This window comes from Cupriavidus sp. 2TAF22 (assembly GCF_052115045.1).
Lineage (GTDB): Bacteria > Pseudomonadota > Gammaproteobacteria > Burkholderiales > Burkholderiaceae > Cupriavidus.
On the sequence record NZ_JBFRFX010000065.1, the window covers coordinates 1 to 17,474 of the forward strand.

Genomic DNA, 17,474 nt, shown 5'->3' on the forward strand with positions numbered 1-17,474 from the left:
CCCTGCCCTGCAACTCTTCAACATAGCCGCGGGTGCTTTCCATCTTGCGCCTGCCGAGAACTCAGCCCACAGCGGTCTCTAGCGCAGCTTCGTATTGCCCCAGGCAAGCCATGCCATTCATCCGTGAGCGCTGCAGTAGCGTCCGTTGCGCTCGTGCCGCGTTAGCGGCCTCGCCGTGCCAGKCCAGCAGGGGCGGCTCCTGCAAGGCGCGCCCGTAGGAGAAGGCCAGCCGCCAGGGCAGCGGGGCAAGCCGGTTCATGGCATCGAGATTGGCGGTGGCCTCAGTGGGCGTTTGGCCGCCGGACAGGAAGAAGAYGCCCGGCACCGCCGCCGGCACTGTGCGCTTGAGCACCYGCACAGTCTCCACGGCAACCTCAGCCGGCGCGGCGTGCCTGGTCTCCTTGCCGGGGAGYACCATGCTGGGCTTCAGCAGCATGTGTTCGAGCACCACCGCATGCCGGTGCAAGGCGTGAAAGACTTCGTGCAGCACGGCCTCGGTGACYTCGGCGCAACGCGCCATGGAGTGCGCGCCATCCATCARCACCTCGGGTTCGACGATGGGCACCACGCCCGTCTCCTGGCAGATCGCKGCATAGCAYGCCAGCGCCTCCGCATTGGCCTGGATGGCGCGCCAGCCAGGCAGYTTGTCGGAYACGTTGTACACCGCGCGCCACTTGGCAAAGCGCGCGCCCTGCTGGCGATAACCGGCAAGGCGCTTGGCCAGTCCGTCGAGGCCCTCGGTGATCTCGTCGCCGGGAGCGTGGGCGAGCGCGAGCTTGCCCTTATCCACCTTGATGCCGGGCACGATGCCATGGCGCGCGGCCAGTTCTGGCAGCGGCGTGCCATCGTCGGCGCGCTGGCCCAGCGTTTCCTCGTGCAGGATCACGCCGCTGATGAATTCACCAAGACCTGGTGTCGACAGGAGCAGGTTGCGCCACGACCGGCGATTTTCCTCGCTTGATTCCACACCGATGCGCTCGAACCGYTTGGCGATCGTCGGCCCGCTTTCGTCGGCGGCCAGCAGGCCTTTGCCCGCTTGAACCAGAGCGTCCACAGTGGCTTGCAGTTCGCTTCGTGTGTCCATGATGTTGCTCCGCGCAGGTGACATGAGAACAAGCATTAGCTCGCAAATGCAATTGTGCAAGCGAGCCCGGGGCCCGTGGCCGGTGCTTTGGTGGCCGCCCGACAAATCCTCGCCCCCCTATTCTCTTCAGGCCGGCCCCGGCTTGAACTTGGTGCGCGCCACCGGCGCCCGGCGCCAGGCGGCGCGACGCGGTGGCTTCGGCTTGGGCACGCTCGGCGCGCCGCAGCGCCGCGTCCAGTTCGGCCTGCAGCGCTCCTTGTGCCGCCTGCCCTTGTCCGAGCGCCTGCTGTGCCTGCGCCAGTTGCTCGCCGAGCGCGTCGCGCTCGGCCTGCAAGCGTGCCCGCACTTCGGCACCGGCCACGGCGGCGGCTTGCGCCCTCGCCTGCACGGCCGCCAGTTCGGTGCGCAGGTCTGCCACCGCCTGCTCACGGCCCCTGACCAAGATAAGCCCTTATGCTCTGCAGAGCATAAGGGCTTATCTTGGTCGCAGGCCTGGCCCAGACATGGAATGCATCCGGACGGCGGCTTTACGTCAGACTGCGGCCGTCGATGGCGGGGGCCGTACGGCGCAAAGGGGCGGCGGACGTTCACATGCCATTCACTCTCCTCGCGTCATCGGCCATTTGTGCCGCTAGCCGCAATTGCATGCCACCTTGCGGGCCAGCCAAGACTCGCGATTAAGCTACCGTTCTTCAGTTATTTCTGTCTTGACAGAAATAACTGAAGAACCTAGGCTTCAAGCCATGGAACTCACACCCGTCTCCGAACGCTTCATCCTGCACTGGGGGGAAATGGGCACCCGTTGGGGCGTGAACCGGACTGTCGCGCAAATCCACGCCTTGCTCTACTTGCTTGGTCGCCCGGTCACTGCAGATAACATTGCCGAGACGCTCGGCGTTGCGCGCTCGAACGTCAGCAACAGCCTGAAGGAACTTCAGTCTTGGAAGCTGGCGCGCGTTGTCCACATCATGGGCGACCGCCGCGACCACTTTGAAACGTCCACCGATATCTGGGAACTCTTCCGCCTGATCGTGGAAGGCCGCCGCCAGCGCGAGCTCGACCCAACGCTGGCCACGCTGCGGGATAGCCTTGCAAGCCCGGAACTCAGCGAAGAAGACCCGGAAGTGCAAAAGCGCATCCGCAACACCCTGACGTTCCTTGAAACGGTCACCACTTGGTCCGACGAGATGCTGCGCATGAAGCCCGATACGCTGATGAAGACATTGGGTCTTGGAGCGAAGGTGAGCCGAACGGTGAGGCGCCTCAAACAGTAGTCTGCAGGGACGGTGCACGGGCGAAATGCTCGCTGGCCCGTGATTTCTGTCTACGTGGAAATTTCAGAATGAAAAAGACCGGATGACGGCATGCCCTTGACAGCAGTCAGTTCGGATCCTCGGCCTCATTGACAAGAAAGCAGCGGCGCCATGAACGCCTATCTGGCCGTCAAGGCTCTTCATATCATTTCTTCCGTTGTGCTGACTGGCACTGGATTCGGAACCGCGTTCTATTTCTTCTTCGCGAACCGGACGCGATCTGTCCCGGTAATTGCCGCGGTTTCCCGGCTTGTGGTGCGTGCCGATTTCTGGTTCACTGCGCCGGCCGCAGTCTTTCAACCGTTGTCCGGGCTCTGGCTTGCGCAGGCGGCTGGATGGGGGTGGGAGACACCGTGGCTGATCGGATCAGTGGTGCTGTTCTTGCTCGCAGGTGTCTGCTGGCTGCCGGTCGTAAAGCTTCAGCTTCATATGGCCGACATGGCTGCCCGAGCCCAGGCCGCCGGCCAGACTACATTGCCGCCGCGCTACTGGCGTTGCGCGCGGCTGTGGGAATGGCTTGGATATCCGGCCTTCGGCTCGATGATTGCAGTGTACTTCCTGATGGTGACCAAGCCCACATTGGCGGGGCTATGAACAGCACCGCCAAGATCATCCCGGCGCTTGCGGTAAGGATCAAGCAGACAGGGGAGCAGAAATGAGGATCGTGGTAGTTGGCGGCACAGGCAATTTTGGGGCGCGAATCTGCCGGAGCCTCGCGGCGGACGCCCAGCATGAGATCATCGCCACGGGACGCAGCGAGAGTTCAAGGGGCACGCCGCCATGCACGCTGGGGGTGCGCACCGCCACGCTAGATATCCTCTCGCCCAATTTCCGGACGGACTTTGCTAAGCTGCGACCAGAGTTGGTCGTCCATTGCGCCGGGCCATTCCAGGGTCAAGACTACCGCGTCGCTGAGGCCGCATGCGCGCTCGGTGCACACTACGTAGACCTTTCCGATGGCCGCGATTTCGTAGCCGGCTTCGCAAAGCATCTGGACATCCGAGCACGCAGCGCCGGAATCTGCGCCGTCAGCGGGGCAAGCAGCGTTCCCGCGCTATCCAGCGCCGTCGTGGACAAGCTTTCCGCAGGCTTCTCCCGGATGGATTGCATCAGCGTGGCGATTGCACCGGGCCAGCAGGCGCCCAGGGGCGTAGCCACGCTCAAGGCTGTATTTAGCTATGCCGGCGCACCTATCCCGAGGTGGGAAGACGGTTCATGGCGGGAGGCATATGGCTGGCAGGATCTGCGCACCATGATGTTCCCCGGCCTGGGTACGCGCCTGGCCGCCGCTTGCGATGTCCCTGACCTCGCGCTATTTCCACAGCGCTACCCATCCGTGCGGACCGTAGAGTTTCATGCAGCACTCGAACTGCGGATCCAGCATGCGGTGCTCTGGCTTGCAGGCGCGCTACGCCGGCACGGTCTGGCCGTTCCCCTTGCGCGCGGCGCGCGACTGCTCGACCGCATGTCAACGATGCTGCTGGACCGGTTCGGCAGCGAGAACGGGGGCATGCGGGTCAGTGTAAGCGGCGTGCGTCCGGATGGGACACCGGGGCAGTCGATATGGCACCTGACCGCACCACACAAGAACGGGCCCGAGGTGCCCTGCATGTCGGCATTGCTGGTCACGCGCAAGATGCTTGCTGGGCCGCCGCCCTTTCTTGGCGCCCGCGCTTGCATGGGGTTGCTCGACCTGGCGGAATTCGAGCCGCTGTTCCGGCAGTGGGGTATCAGCACATCTGTCGAGGAGCAATGACGATGGCCAGACGACGCCTAATCCTGACCATGCCCGGCTCAGCCGTCGACGCCTTCGAGGTATTCCACAACCACGAAAAGCGCCTTCTCTGGGATACCCTGCTCTCATCGGCCCATGTTGAGGGAGGTGGTACATATCCTTATGTCGGAGCGATTACCGCCAACACTGGACGCGGCTGGATGCGTAGCCTCGCGATGCGTACGCAGTTTGTGAGCTACCGCCCACCGGAAATTGCCGCCGCGGCAAGTGTCCGTCCCTCGGGGCTGATTGAGTTCTGGGCGGCGTCGATGCGCCACCGGGATATTGCGGCAGGCCAGTCAGAGTTGATCTATACGTTCAGCATCAAATTGCGGCCATCCCTGCGCATCTTTGACCCGCTGGCGGCATGGGTCTTCGAGCGTGAATCCCAACGGCGGTTTGCGGCGATGGCGGACTATCTGCGCCGGATAGCCCATGAAGCAACAATTGACTTATCCGCGGCAAATGACTGATCACGAGCGGGCGTACGTCCGAATGGACCGACAAGCGGCAGACATTTCAGCGTGAACAAGAGATAGCCACGGCCTGGCGGTGGTCAGCCGCCCGAGACCGGCCATGAAACGCCGTTGCCCCCGCGATTCCTCGGTCGTTCGAACTTCGGCCCCCGACAAGCTGACGGACTCTCAATTGGCCAGCGATGCATATCGCATCGTTGGCGGTTGCGGGCGGTCGAGGCGGCGCAGCACGCGCCTGACAGCCAGCGAAACTTGACGGCCAAGTGCGCCTGCGTAGTGCCCCGACGACAACTCGCCCTTTCCACCGGGAGCCGTAGGGGCGAGTTGTTCCACGGCCGCAGTGGGCCGACTGGCTGATCTGCCACGAGCCGGAGGCAGGCGCATGTTCCCGCGCCTAAACAACGAAGCGGCCCGGACAAATCGCCCCGTTGCCGTGCCCTGCTCAGGACAGGCACTCCCCGCTGGCGAGTGCATCGCTGCGCGCACCGTCGGTGAAGCCATCGCGCGAGCTGATGCGGCCGCCATCGGTGTAAGGATCAGGCTTGCGCATGCCGTCCTGGTACGGATCAAAGCCACGGACCGCGCACACGGACCGGCCCTGCTGTGCGACCACGGGCAACATGGTGGCCTCGGTGGTCAGGCGGTGCGCGCCATCGGTAAAAGCGTCGCGCTGGCCGGTATGTCCCGGCGCGGCAACGATCAGCGCATCAGCATATGCACCGGCGTGGGCGGTCTGGCTGAGCCCGGCGGCAAGTGCGGCAGCGGCAAGCAGGGTCTTGGCAAGAGTCTTATGCATTGCTATCTCCAACAGGGGGGTCGGCGGCGTTGCCGCGACGGCCCTCCTCGTGCAGGCGATCAGCTACGGAACGGCACTGCCCGCACGGGATCGCCTCTGCCGTGCAAGCCATTGCCAGGTGCGGACGGGCTGCCACCCCATCGTGGCAGCGGCGTCGCGCCGGACTTCTGGACCAGGGCGCAACGGCTACCCGCGCCCCATGTCGTAAGCGTGTTGCGTCCGGCGGGCCTGATGTTCTGATTCACGCGGAACAGGTTTGCCGGGTCGTACTTGCGCTTGATCTCCGCCAGTTGCGCATAGTTGTCGCGATCGAAAATGTGGCTTGAGCGCGGTGGCGACGGTTTCACTCTGAGCACCTTCCATGGTTGCCTCCTGTCCGGTTGGTATGCAGGAGTTGTATCAACCTCGGCGTTTGGAAAGTGTTAGGCGCGCCGTTATATGCACCAGTCTCTGAAGCGGCGGACCCGGAGCGGCTCAACCAGGACTAACGCCCCAGTAACGCGCACGCCCGGACGATGTCGGGCTGGTCAAAGCCTTCGATGAATCGCGCAAGCGACGCCTCGACCTCCTTATGCGGATTTGTGCGCCCCTGCGAAGTTCGCAGCGTTGTCCATGACGGGGGTACGCAGTTCACGCGGAGCGCGCGTTGGGCTGTGGCGATTTCGGTGCATGGCGCCCATGAGCCTGCGGTCCACTTTCCCCTTCGAATGACCGCTTGAGATTAGACGCAGTCGTAGAGGCTGCCCCAGGCCGAAGGGCAACTCTTGCCGACTGACACTGGCGTGGCGGATCTCGGGGTCGATCAGGCACTTGCCGGCCATAAGCAGTCATCAAGCCAGGGACTCGAAGATTGCTGCCGCGTCCAACAAGGCGGCGCGACTCAAGGCCACCTGCGGTTCGTCTATCTCGGCCCTGCCCAGGGCACGCACCGCTTCCCTGAAGCTACGCAAACCTACGCATAGCCTCAGGCGCGCGGGAATCACTCCCGGGCGGCGATGCGACGCCGGACTTGTCACAGCAACGCCCGAGGACGCGTGACAAGATTTAAGCGGCTACAAGTGCCTAATAGATATCTTTGTGGTCTTTACCTTGGCATCGACACCGATTCACAAAATCCACGCGTACACTTCACTTCTATAACTTTTCCTACGCGAGTGCAAAAAGTCATGGCTGTTGGCTACGAATTCCCGTTTCCGTAGCCATGAAGCGGCACGAGGCCGAGTACCTGGCCGCCTTGCAGTCCTATTCCCGTCCGGCGCGGGATCTCGTTGGCGTGCAGTGGATTGGCGAAGGAGACTACCGCTTCTCTTTCAAAAGCGACGACGCGATGTTTCGGTACTGGGATGCCACGCCGTGCGTCGCTTTTGGCTTCAAGATGGCGGAACTGGCGCTGGAGGTAGAACTGCGGCACGAAACCGAGTTCATCGCTCGCTACGACCAGATTGCGTAGCGTGAACGAACAGGTGGACTTGATGGGCAACGACCTGACCACGCTGATCATCATCTGCATGGACGCCGGCGGCACGATCGCGAACAAAAAGCGCAAGCGATATGCGACACGCGTACCGGAGCGCTACTTCGATGTCATCGAAAATGCCGTGCGCGAGGTGCTTGACGACGTTGATGCCGACGGCTCGTCCTTCTGAGTCCCAACATTAGGTGACTGCGTCAGACGGATCTATCAGGCCGCTGAAACTCGATCCATCCCCTCTGAGAGCAGCCGTCCCGGGCCACGGCCAGAGACGGCATCGCCCGTTTTACGGCGTGTACCGCGGCGCGTAGCTGGCCGCGCGTGCCGCCACCGTGAGCCTGAGCCGGCCCATCATCTGCCGCGTGGCGTCACCAATGACTGGTAACGGCGAGACTGAAGGCCATTGCCTGTTGCGCCGCACAACGAGGTCCAGTATCATTCATGGTCCCCCATTTTGCGCACACCGGATTCCTGCGGGAGGCATTCCGGCCTCGACAGTCCGTGCGTCATTCCACGATTTCGTTCGCACCCCGCAGGCGTGACCCAGCCGTCATGTCCGCGACGATCGTCGGCCTACCCGGCCAGGAGAATAGATTGGCAAATCCGGTTCGCGCCGACTCAGCATCCCGCTTGATCGAGATCACCTCCAAGACCAGCCGCCGCAGGTCGGCAGGAAAGACCCAGGCCGTCGCAATACCGCTGGACATCGTGTCTACGCACCGGGATGAGGAGCGTCAACGCCAGATGCGAGCGCTGATCGCGCTTGGCCGTGAGCGCGGTTATCTCACCCACGCGGACATCAACGATCACCTGCCTGACAACTTTACGCAAACCGCTGCGATGGAGACGATCGTCAGCACGTTCAGCGACATGGGGGTGGCCGTGTATGAGCAGGCGCCGGACGCGGAGACGCTCCTGTTAAGCGACGCCGCGCCTGGCGCGGCAGCATCCGACGATCAGGCGGCTGAGGAAGCGGAAGCGGCGCTGTCGACTGTCGATTCCGAATTCGGCCGCACGACTGATCCGGTCCGGCTCTACATGCGCGAAATGGGCGCAAATCAATTGCTGACCCGCGCCGGCGAAATCGAGATCGCAAAACGCATCGAAGGCGGCCTGCAGGACATGATTCAGGCGATCGCCGCGTGCCCGTCGATCGTGTCAATGATTCTTGCCGATGTGGACCGCATCGTCGCTGGCGAACTGCGTATCGACGAACTGGTCGACGGCATCAGCGACCACGCGGACGAAGGCGAAATGACGCCAGAATCCGATGACGGTCCAGTGGAGGCGGACACCTCCGACAACGACCCGGACGATGAAGACGTTGAAACGGATGCCGGGGATCCGGACAAAGCGAACGCAGTCCGTCTTGAACAACTGACGATCGACAGTCTTGCGATATTCGCGCGCGTGCGTGCCCTGTTCGAGCAGATGCCGGAAACACCCGTTACTGGAAAAGCCCGTTCCGCAGCCGTGGCGCAAGTACGTTCGGAGATCCAGCGCGAACTGGCGCCGATCCGCTTTACGGCCAAAACGATCGACCGCCTGTGTGCCAGTGTGCATGAACAGGTTACCGAGGTTCGTGCGGTCGAGCGCAGCATCCTGGAGATCGCCGTCGAACGTTGCGGCATGCCACGCGAGGCGTTTGTCGATTCGTTCCCGGGCCACGAGACAGACCTTGAATGGACCAGCCACGTGGCTGCGACTTCGCAGCGGTTTGGCGCGGCGCTCGAGCGACATCTGCCGGCCATTCAGGCCTGCCAACAGAAGCTCATCGACATCGAGGCCAGGGTCTTGCTGCCGCTCCAGCAGCTCAAGCAGATCAACCGCCAGATGAGTTCTGCCGAGTTGAAAATGCGGCAGGCCAAGCGAGAGATGATCGAAGCGAATCTCCGTCTCGTCATTTCAATTGCCAAGAAATACATGAACCGCGGCATGCAGTTTCTGGATCTGATCCAGGAAGGCAATATCGGCCTGATGAAGGCGGTGGACAAGTTCGAATACCGGCGCGGCTGGAAGTTTTCGACGTATGCCACTTGGTGGGTCCGGCAGGCTGTCACGCGCGCGCTTGCCGATCAGGCACGGACGATTCGGGTGCCGGTGCACATGATCGAGACGATCAACAAGCTGAACCGGATCTCGCGCGAATTCCTGCAACAGACTGGCCAGGAAGTCCATCCCGCCGTCCTCGCCGAACGCATGGAGATGTCCGAGCAGAAAGTGCGAGATATCCTCAAGCTCGCGAGGCAGCCTGTCTCGCTTGAGACCCCTGTGGGCGACGACGCCGACGCTACGCTCGGCGACATGATTGAGGATGTCTCTGCGAGTTCACCGGCTGAAGCCGCGATTCAGGCGAGCCTGCGCGCAGAGATCGATGGGGCACTCGGCGAGTTATCGCCGCGCGAGGCCAAGGTCCTTCGGATGCGATTCGGACTCGATACTACCTCTGAGCACACGCTTGAAGAGGTCGGCAAGCAGTTTGACGTGACCCGTGAGCGAATCCGTCAGATTGAGGCCAAGGCGATGCGCAAGCTCAAGCATCCCAGTCGCGCTGACAAGTTACGGCTCTTTCTGGAGCGTTGAGAAAAGGCACTGGCGCGCCCCTTCTCGACACCCTGCGCCAAGCCGGCAACGACCACGCAGCCTGTTCGGCGCAAACTTTGCGCAACTCCTCCTCGGGGTCATCGTACTTTCCAAAAAAAAATGGCGGTAGCAGACCGCAGAGCCGCCTGTAGCAAGGTTTTCCGGCGCAATGCATCACGTGCCGCCGGAGTGTTTGCAAACGCTTGATAGATAAGCCCATTCCTGTGCATACCGCCAGAAAATGCAAGGAAAGTACGATGACCCCTATATGGCAATACCTAGCGAAAGCCATGACCTGCATCAGCTGGACGACTTTGTTGCGTCGCTAGCGCTGTGGGCGTCGTCCCGGGTCGAGCTAGGAAAGCAAGGCGAAGCGACCGTCGTGGAGGACAAATGGAGGCCAACGAATGAGGTATGTAGAGGCCGGCCCCGTTATAGGCAATGCGTCTCGATGTCGGCGGCCCCTTTTGTGGCCGGGTTACAGTGATTCTCTGATCTCGGACCTTCACATAAGATGCGACGCCTCGTGGGGGCATACTTGTGAGGGCGAGGCGTCCCCTAGGCTGCCCTTCTCCTAGCCTCAGCGCAGAGCAATCTGGCCCAGGCCCCCTGCGATAATCCGGGTGCTGTCGAATTCCACCAATAGCTCGCGACCGTTCGCGGCACGGTCACGGCCATCTCCGCACCTGAGCGCACGACGCGCGTGACCGGATCAGCATTTTAAGCAAGCTTCCGACATCATTGAAACGAAGGTTGCTTGTCCGGAATTCCGAAGCTGGGTTGCGGCGATGCTAAGAGCCGCCGGCGTGATTGGCAGCTCACCCTTGCCAACTTCGCCGAGCAGTACCAGGCCGTCCTGCTGCAAAGAAGATGGTGGGGCCGGCGAAGCCTGAGGCTGGCGACCAGCGAGGCGTGGCGCGCGCGCGGTACCCGCTTCCGGGCGAACTGCACTACTACTCGATCGGAGGATTTTCCCTGAGCCCTATCTCGCCTATCCTGATATCTAACTACAACAAGCTCACGAGTCGACGCTAACTGCCTTGGTCGCGGCAGAAAAATTGAAAAGACGTAGCCACGTGGATGGTGCTGTACACGATAAATTTCAACCATGATGGAGAACAAATCATGCTTAAACGTCTGATATCGATTCTCACAGTCTTGTCGTTGCTGTTACCGATTTCCTCTGCCTGGGCGGACGAGTATACGGACACGATCAAGCTGTTCAGGAATGCGGGAGAAAGTGGCGAGCTCCTAAAATCTGCTTACGGCTACGCCGTATTTCCCACGATTGGCAAGGGAGCTGTCGGCATAGGAGGGGCCCATGGCAAGGGCCGTGTGTACGAAAAGGGAAAGTATATCGGCGACACTTCGATGACCCAGGTGACCGTGGGCTTTCAGCTTGGCGGCGAAGCCTATAGCGAGATGATCGTGTTCGAAGATGAGCGGGCGCTCAAGGAATTTACCGGCGGTAACTTTGAGTTTGGCGCAGATGCCTCCGCGGTTGCGATCACAGCGGCAGCGGGCGCGCAGACAAGCACGACGGGCACTTCTGCGCGTGCGAGCGCCGGCAAGAAAGACGCCAAGACTGCGGGTGGCTATCACAAGGGCATGGCGACATTTACAGTGACCAAGGGCGGCTTGATGTACGAGGCGAGCATTGGCGGCCAGAAGTTCAGCTACAAGCCTCATTGACTCTCACTATAAAGGGCAAAGATTGCCGCCAGTCAAAGTCGAATACCAATACTAGTCCCACCAACCATAGGATGCGCAGACGAGCAGCGGCGCCGAGCGGTAAAACTATCGAGGCGCCGCGTGCGACATCGGCACTCGCGAAAGAATGAACGGCGCGTAATCGGTCGGCTCGGTAGGACGCCCCGCCCGCGTCGACCAAGTAGGCGGCAGGAACGATTGGCGTCGGGCGCGGGGCGAAACGGTCGGCAGCCGGCTATAAGACAAGGGAACGCGGTACTGCCAGTATTCATTCGCGCAGCGCCTGCACCCTCCCTGACTTCACCGCCGCCTTCAGGGCCGACCAGTCCATTTCATTGCGCTCGGTGTAGGCAATGGCAAACTGCTGGATGGCTTCGTCGAAAGCATCCGACTTACCCACATACCCAAGGATCGTGGCGGGATCGCCGGCCTTAGCCATCGAATGGGCCAGCGCGTGCCCGCAAGACACTGCATACTCGCTGAGATCCTTCGCGTTGAAGGTATTAAAGTCGAAAGCGCCCTTCATGTCGCGCAACTGACGCACGTAGAAGTCGTTGCCCGTTGTGCGCACCCTGGACCACCCGAGGAAGATGTCGCTGGACGACTGCAGCAGGCGCTGCCCGTTCACGACTCGCTCACCGTGGTTGGGGAACTTGCTCGCTGGCAGGTATCTCTCCAGCACCGATGCACGTGCCTCCTTGACCTGCAGGAAGAGTGGACTCCGGCCATCCGCCATGAAAAGCGCCTCATAGCAACGCGTGCCAACCGAGCCCACGCCGACGACGCGCACCGCCGTGTCGACCAACTCGTAGCGATCAAACAGTGCGCGTACCGAACCCGTCACAGTCAGGCGATACTCGGCAAAGAAGCGCCTGACAGTATCGTCGAACTGCTTCGCTTCCTTCTGGCTCTTTACGGGAAAGTGATAGACCAGAGGTGGCTCCTCCTTGATGCGCAGCTTGCCGTTGACAACTGCCGCGGTGTGGCTCAGCACGAGCCGCGACGATTGCTGCCTGGCCTTGCTGATCACTGCCTCCTCTTTTTTCCGCTCCTGGACTGTGTCCGCAATGGCCAGCATGTTCTCGGCACCAAACTGGTAGTACCAGACGTCGAGCGTGTCCATCGCGCTGAACGTGGTCATGCACTCGCGGAACGTCGCACACAGCCGGCGCACAATGGCGCGCTGCTCTCGCGTGCCAAGGCCGCGTTCGCGTCCGGCGATGACGAAGGATGCGGCCAGCCTGCGCACATCCCAGTCGAATGGTCCGGGCAACGTTTCATCGAAATCATTCGGCCCGAACAGTATCCTGCGCTCGGGACTGGCGAACAAGCCGAAGTTTGCCAGGTGGGCGTCACCGCCTAGCTGCACGATGATTCCCGAATTGGGCAACCTGGCCAGGTCGAAGGCCATCAGCGGCGCGGCCCCGCGATAGAAGGCGAATGGACTGGCCACCATGCGGCCATAGCGGATCGGTATGAGGTTTCGCAGCCTGCCTGCATTGGAAGCCTCGAGCAGCGCAATCGGATCGCGGTCCGCCAGCGTACATGTTGCAAGCTGGGCCCGCGGCGCAAGCCGACGTGCGGCCCTTCCCGCGTCGATGCGCGATGCCCGTGTGCCGCGGCCACCAAACAGCTCAGAGAGATCCTTGTGCACTTGGGCGGCATGCGGCTCCGCGTGCACTGCCGACGATCCATCTCGTTGCAACTCGGCAGTCTTTGGCATGGCATGCTCACTTGAACTCGAACGGCGCGTGATCGTGTATGTCAACCCGGCGTGCCGGCAGACGCTGGCCCTGATGCAGGCGGAGGCCGATCACGCAGGGCTTTGATGGCGTCGTCCACGGTCACGAAGACCTCCTGCCGCCCGGCGATGCCGCCAAGGGTGCGATAGCGCTGGAGTTCGTCAAGTACGCCTTCGGGAATGGCGACTGCGGCGACACCTATGCCGCGCCGTTCCAGCTCCTGGCGAAGCTGCTGCAACGTCTTGCCGGCGCTATAGTCGACGTTGAAGATTTCCGAGGCATCGATGATGACCCAGTTCACCTTCGAGCCCGTTTGATCGATCAGCCTCAGCACCTCCTCCATGAAGCGGCCCGCGTTCGCGTAGAACAGATCGGCCTCGAAGCGATAGGCGACGATGCCCGGTGAGGCGAACAGGTCTGGCGCCACTTCATTTGCCGTCCACTGACCGTTCGGGTGCGGTGTCAGCACTCGGGTGCGCAGGCGGTAGCTATAACGCGTATGGTCGATTAGGGACAACAGCACGGCGGCAAGGATGCCGTGCATGACGTCGACAAAAACCACTACGCCCGTCGTGATTAGGGCAACCACGAACTCATCCTTCTGCAAGTTGTAAAGCTCGGTCATGCCTTTCACGTCGATCAGCTTGACGCCGATCATGAACACGATTGCCGAAAGGACGGCAGCCGGCAGGAAGCTTAGCGGCCCGGTCATGAACAGCAGCACCAGCAGCACGATGACGGCGGTCGTCAGGTGGGCGAACTGGGTTCGACCGCCTGCATCGTCGATCATCTCCGTCTTGGTCGGGCTCCCGTTGACCACGAAGGTGCCGGTCAGCGCGGCCACTGCATTTGCGCCGGCAAGGCCAACGATGTCCTGGTTGTCGTCGCCGCGCTCGTTGTACCGGTTGGCGTAAGCCCGTGCGGTCGCGGCGCTCTGCGCGATGATGACAATGAAGCAGGAGGCGGCGGTTATCAGTACCTGTTCCAGGTGCGCGAGATGCAGCGGCGGTAGCGACAGCGATGGCAATCCGCTGGGCACCTTGCCGACCAGCTCGATGCCGTGCTTCCCGAAATTGAATGCCGCACTGCAGGCGATCGCGCCGACCACGGCAATCAGCGGACCGGGTACACGTGGCGCCAAACGTTTGCATCCCAGGATCACTGCCAGCACAAGGAACGACAGGGCAGCCGTGACATAACTGGCCTCGCCAATGCGCTGAAAAACCGAGGCGAACTGCATGAGCGGCCCATGTCCCTGTTTGGGCAGCCCGATCAGCCCGGCAAGCTCGCCAACAGCGACCTGTACGCCGACACCGGTCAGGAAGCCGATCAGTGCGCTGCGCGACAGGAAGTCGGCCAGGAACCCCAGGCGAAGGATGCGCGCCAGAACCAGCATGACGGCAACAGCGAGTGCAACGGCGCTCGTCAGCCCGACATATTCCGGACTGCCAAGCGTCGCCACCGCAACCAGGGAACTGGCGAGGATGGCTGCGGTTGCGGAATCGGCGGCAACAACCAGATGGCGCGACGCCCCCAGAAGGGCAAAGACCACCAGCGGCAGCAAGATCGTGTAGAGGCCCGTGACGGTCGGCGTGCCCGAGATCTTGGTGTACCCCATCACTTCAGGGATCCCGAGGGCGGCCAGTGTGATGCCGGCGATGATGTCGTGCGGCAGTTGCGCGCGATTGACCGGCAGCAGCCCTTTCAGGAGGGGCATGCGACTTGGGGGTGCAACGGTCGGGGAAGTCGGCATGATGTCGTGCGCCTCCAAGTGAGGTTGCATGATCCGGCCCGTGCGGTCGCAAAGTCGCTCGACTGACTAACCCGCGGGATTCCCATGCTCGGGTCGTAAATCCGGGGGGATACTCTTACCCCCGCGCTTCCATCATAGCGTCACATTTGCGTCAGACAACGAGCAAGTTCGGTCCACGTTTTGCCGGCCGGCGGACCAGATCCTTGATGTCCATCTGGCAAGCAAGCGCGCGACGCAGGCCGCGGACTTCCGCCTCTCGGCCGATTCCCCCCCGCGACGCGGCATTCGGGTCTTACAGCTTGCTGCCTGCTTATCCCCGACTCGGGATCCGCGCGGCGCACGTCTGTGTGACGAAAAGAAAACTCCAACATAACGTGCCGCACGCCAATGGCGTGCGACGTTATCGTGGCGAGGCGTAATTCCAAAATGCCCGGGCCCCATGCGACGCAGCCAAGCGTCCTCAATATTCGTACCACTCTTGTCAGCCTGGCAGGATAAAACATGCTCCAGAGAGACTTTTGTGTGAGGGTTCCATGGGTTCTAAGATTTTTCGGGACTTCAATGGCTTGGCAGACCTGTTGCTACGAACTCAGTTACAACTTACACGCCGCGTGCCGACGTAGGCACCTAATGCGCGACCGATCCCCGCGCTCTGACCATGGCGAGATGAGGGGTGGAGGCTCTTCCCATGTGTCGGGAAATGCCAATATGATTTTTGCTGCCGATTTCATGAACCGCCCACGGATGTCCCACCTCGCGTAGTGTCAAAGCCGGCTCGCCCCGAATACGCAAGAGGGGATGGTTCCCAGCCTCGATTTCTGGAATCAATATTCTCCTTTCCGGAAGCGCGCCCTGCCCTACACTATTGTCCAAATGGGTAGTAAAGACGGCACGCCTGTGGCCGGCCCGTTCTGGCTCCCCGTCTCTTGGTTCTGACGAAGGGAGGAGCCGTGACTGAAACGCCCCGCACTGCTGGCGAAGTCACCAGCGGCGCTTCCGTGGGCCGGTGGCGCGCGGTACTTCCTCCAGTTCAGTGGTTTTCCACCTATCAGCCGCAATGGCTGGCGCACGATGCCATTGCCGGCGTGACACTCGCCGACTACGGCATCTACTGCTATCTCGTCGGCGGTCTGCTCTACGCGTTGTTCGGTGCGTCCCGCCAGCTTGCGATCGGTCCCACCTCCGCAATCTCGATGGTCGTCGGGCTGAGGGTGGCAAGAATGGCTAATGGGGATTCCGCCCGCTGGGCGTCCATTGCCGCGCTGACGGCGCTGCTCATTGCTGCCATGTGCCTGCTGGCCTGCCTGCTGCCGYCGTATGCGGAAAGCGTTTCCGCAGCGCGTGCGCTTGCGCAGACGAACGGCTACGAGATCGTGGCGTTGGCTAAGCGTATGCGCAGCCGTATTGCGCCGCCTGACTGGGTTGTTGAAATGACTGGTGAAACGAAATGAGTAGCGGCCGAAGCTTTGGATTGAAGCGAACGCAGCCCGCAGCCACTTCCGGTGACGATATTCTGCGAGATCGGAAAAATTTTTCGCTGGTCTTAGGAGGGCCGCTCTATCAACTGCTGCGTCGGACACACTTGTCCGACGATGCATTGCTATTGGCGCGCCAACGCATCGTCTTCCTATCCCTCTTCGCGTGGTTGCCGCTTCTGTTGCTCTCTGCCTTCGAAGGAAGTTTGTTGGGCAAAGGTGCGACGGTGCCGTTCCTGATGGACATGGAAGTTCACCTCCGTTTCCTTGTTGCAGTACCCTTGCTAATCGCTGCGGAACTGGTGGTGCACCGGCGCCTACTTGGTATCGGCCAGGCGTTCACGGAGCGGAATTTGATCCCCGAAGCCGCTACGGATCAATTTGATGGCGCCATTAACGCGGCATTCCGACTGCGCAATTCCGTGCTAGCGGAGGTGCTGTTGGTCGCCCTCGTATATGGAGTCGGCGTCCTGATCATTTGGCGTCATTATACCGGCCTCCAAGCGGCCACATGGTACGCATCGCCTACTGGCGGCGGCTTGACGCTCACACTGGCCGGCATCTGGTATGGCTACGTGAGCTTGCCGCTTTTCCAGTTCCTGCTAATTCGATGGTATTTCAGGCTATTCATTTGGATGCGCTTTCTCTGGCAGGTATCGCGCATTAAGCTGAGCCTGATTCCGACTCATCCGGATCGTGTCGGTGGACTCGGCTTTCTTTCCAATACCGTCAATGCCTTCGCACTGCTTCTCGCGGCGCATGGAGTCATGCTTGCCGCAAATCTCGGTAATCGCATTTTCTTCCTTCGAGCAGCGCTACCGGAATTCAAGATGGAAATCGTTGTAATGGTCGTCTTTCTGCTGGGTGTGGTTTTCGGCCCGTTGCTGGTATTTGCGCCTCAGCTTGCACAGACGAAGCGGATAGGCCTGAATGAGTATGGTGCTCTGGCAGAACGCTATGTGCGCGAGTTTGATACCAAATGGCTACGTGGTGGCGCGCCAATCGACGAACCCTTGGTGGGTAGCGGCGACATTCAGTCGCTTGCCGATCTGGCCAATAGTTTCGAGGTGGTACGCGGCATGCGCCTCGCCCCTATCACTAGGGATGCCATTGTGCAACTTGCGGCGGCTGTCCTAATTCCAATTGTACCGCTGGCACTGACCATGATGCCCCTCGAAGAACTGCTAAAGCGCCTATTCGGACTCTTGTTCTAAATTGCGACGCTCCTGTCCTCCGGGAAGCATCAGGGGTTCGTCCTGGTGAAACACCACACACTCGCTGGCATTGTTCAAACGGT

13 protein-coding genes and 2 pseudogenes are annotated in these 17,474 nt (G+C 61.4%); 10 read left to right on the forward strand and 5 right to left on the reverse strand.

The features are described 5' to 3' along the window. Positions 1-61: 61 nt before the first annotated feature. The gene (locus tag AB4Z48_RS37670; RefSeq protein WP_441623542.1) at positions 62-1,084 is read right to left on the reverse strand and encodes a class I fructose-bisphosphate aldolase; all 1,023 of its coding nucleotides are present in this window, start codon (positions 1,082-1,084) and stop codon (positions 62-64) included. A gap of 743 nt (positions 1,085-1,827) precedes the next feature. Between AB4Z48_RS37670 and AB4Z48_RS37675 the strand changes: the two genes are divergently transcribed. The 4 genes from AB4Z48_RS37675 (at position 1,828) to AB4Z48_RS37690 (ending at position 4,644) form a co-directional block, all read left to right on the forward strand. Then, positions 1,828-2,358: a GbsR/MarR family transcriptional regulator gene (locus AB4Z48_RS37675; RefSeq protein ID WP_441623544.1), complete on the forward strand. Its 531-nt coding sequence runs from the start codon at positions 1,828-1,830 to the stop codon at positions 2,356-2,358. Positions 2,359-2,508: 150 nt separating this feature from the next. After that, positions 2,509-2,991, forward strand: a complete 483-nt coding sequence (locus AB4Z48_RS37680) for a DUF2269 family protein (protein WP_441623546.1) — start codon at positions 2,509-2,511, stop codon at positions 2,989-2,991. Positions 2,992-3,052: 61 nt separating this feature from the next. Next, positions 3,053-4,153, forward strand: coding sequence for an NAD-dependent epimerase/dehydratase family protein (locus tag AB4Z48_RS37685; protein WP_441623548.1), 1,101 nt, complete (start codon positions 3,053-3,055; stop codon positions 4,151-4,153). 2 nt (positions 4,154-4,155) lie between these two features. After that, positions 4,156-4,644 (forward strand): hypothetical protein, encoded by a 489-nt coding sequence (locus AB4Z48_RS37690; RefSeq protein ID WP_441623550.1) that lies wholly within the window; start codon positions 4,156-4,158, stop codon positions 4,642-4,644. 445 nt (positions 4,645-5,089) lie between these two features. Here the strand turns inward: AB4Z48_RS37690 and AB4Z48_RS37695 are convergent, their stop codons facing one another. Then, positions 5,090-5,443 (reverse strand): hypothetical protein, encoded by a 354-nt coding sequence (locus tag AB4Z48_RS37695; RefSeq protein WP_441623552.1) that lies wholly within the window; start codon positions 5,441-5,443, stop codon positions 5,090-5,092. Between the two features lie 221 nt (positions 5,444-5,664). Then, positions 5,665-5,751: pseudogene (locus AB4Z48_RS37700) on the reverse strand (BBE domain-containing protein); the annotation flags it as partial. Between the two features lie 893 nt (positions 5,752-6,644). Here AB4Z48_RS37700 and AB4Z48_RS37705 point away from each other — a divergent pair. The 4 genes from AB4Z48_RS37705 (at position 6,645) to AB4Z48_RS37720 (ending at position 11,189) form a co-directional block, all read left to right on the forward strand. Further along, positions 6,645-6,893, forward strand: a complete 249-nt coding sequence (locus tag AB4Z48_RS37705; RefSeq protein WP_441623554.1) for a hypothetical protein — start codon at positions 6,645-6,647, stop codon at positions 6,891-6,893. A 1-nt stretch (position 6,894) separates the two neighbouring features. Next, positions 6,895-7,089, forward strand: a complete 195-nt coding sequence (locus tag AB4Z48_RS37710) for a hypothetical protein (protein ID WP_441623556.1) — start codon at positions 6,895-6,897, stop codon at positions 7,087-7,089. A 377-nt stretch (positions 7,090-7,466) separates the two neighbouring features. Next, positions 7,467-9,497, forward strand: a complete 2,031-nt coding sequence (gene rpoD, locus AB4Z48_RS37715) for an RNA polymerase sigma factor RpoD (protein ID WP_441623558.1) — start codon at positions 7,467-7,469, stop codon at positions 9,495-9,497. 1,125 nt (positions 9,498-10,622) lie between these two features. Beyond that, positions 10,623-11,189, forward strand: a complete 567-nt coding sequence (locus AB4Z48_RS37720) for a YSC84-related protein (protein ID WP_441623560.1) — start codon at positions 10,623-10,625, stop codon at positions 11,187-11,189. A gap of 286 nt (positions 11,190-11,475) precedes the next feature. Here AB4Z48_RS37720 and AB4Z48_RS37725 read toward each other — a convergent pair whose 3' ends face one another. Then, entirely contained in the window at positions 11,476-12,930 is a 1,455-nt protein-coding gene (locus AB4Z48_RS37725) for a DUF2252 domain-containing protein (protein WP_441623562.1), read from the reverse strand. A 41-nt stretch (positions 12,931-12,971) separates the two neighbouring features. After that, complete coding sequence (locus AB4Z48_RS37730; RefSeq protein WP_441623563.1) at positions 12,972-14,666, reverse strand: SulP family inorganic anion transporter; 1,695 nt, start codon at positions 14,664-14,666, stop codon at positions 12,972-12,974. 986 nt (positions 14,667-15,652) lie between these two features. Between AB4Z48_RS37730 and AB4Z48_RS37735 the strand changes: the two are divergent. Together AB4Z48_RS37735 and AB4Z48_RS37740 are read left to right on the forward strand one after the other, a co-directional pair. Further along, a pseudogene (locus tag AB4Z48_RS37735) lies at positions 15,653-16,012 on the forward strand (SulP family inorganic anion transporter); the annotation flags it as partial. Positions 16,013-16,149: 137 nt separating this feature from the next. Then, a complete protein-coding gene (locus AB4Z48_RS37740) occupies positions 16,150-17,391 on the forward strand; it encodes a hypothetical protein (protein WP_441623565.1) in 1,242 nt (413 codons plus the stop codon). Positions 17,392-17,474: the final 83 nt, after the last annotated feature.

Excerpts from the sequence above, each read along its gene's own strand:
- AB4Z48_RS37705 (WP_441623554.1), top strand. The coding sequence starts at position 6,645 with ATGAAGCGGCACGAGGCCGAGTACCTGGCCGCCTTGCAGTCCTATTCC.
- AB4Z48_RS37730 (WP_441623563.1), bottom strand. The coding sequence starts at position 14,666 with ATGCCCCTCCTGAAAGGGCTGCTGCCGGTCAATCGCGCGCAACTGCCG.
- AB4Z48_RS37685 (WP_441623548.1), top strand. The coding sequence starts at position 3,053 with ATGAGGATCGTGGTAGTTGGCGGCACAGGCAATTTTGGGGCGCGAATC.
- AB4Z48_RS37695 (WP_441623552.1), bottom strand. The coding sequence starts at position 5,443 with ATGCATAAGACTCTTGCCAAGACCCTGCTTGCCGCTGCCGCACTTGCC.
- AB4Z48_RS37675 (WP_441623544.1), top strand. The coding sequence starts at position 1,828 with ATGGAACTCACACCCGTCTCCGAACGCTTCATCCTGCACTGGGGGGAA.
- AB4Z48_RS37680 (WP_441623546.1), top strand. The coding sequence starts at position 2,509 with ATGAACGCCTATCTGGCCGTCAAGGCTCTTCATATCATTTCTTCCGTT.
- AB4Z48_RS37690 (WP_441623550.1), top strand. The coding sequence starts at position 4,156 with ATGGCCAGACGACGCCTAATCCTGACCATGCCCGGCTCAGCCGTCGAC.
- AB4Z48_RS37720 (WP_441623560.1), top strand. The coding sequence starts at position 10,623 with ATGCTTAAACGTCTGATATCGATTCTCACAGTCTTGTCGTTGCTGTTA.
- AB4Z48_RS37725 (WP_441623562.1), bottom strand. The coding sequence starts at position 12,930 with ATGCCAAAGACTGCCGAGTTGCAACGAGATGGATCGTCGGCAGTGCAC.
- AB4Z48_RS37740 (WP_441623565.1), top strand. The coding sequence starts at position 16,150 with ATGAGTAGCGGCCGAAGCTTTGGATTGAAGCGAACGCAGCCCGCAGCC.
- rpoD (WP_441623558.1), top strand. The coding sequence starts at position 7,467 with ATGTCCGCGACGATCGTCGGCCTACCCGGCCAGGAGAATAGATTGGCA.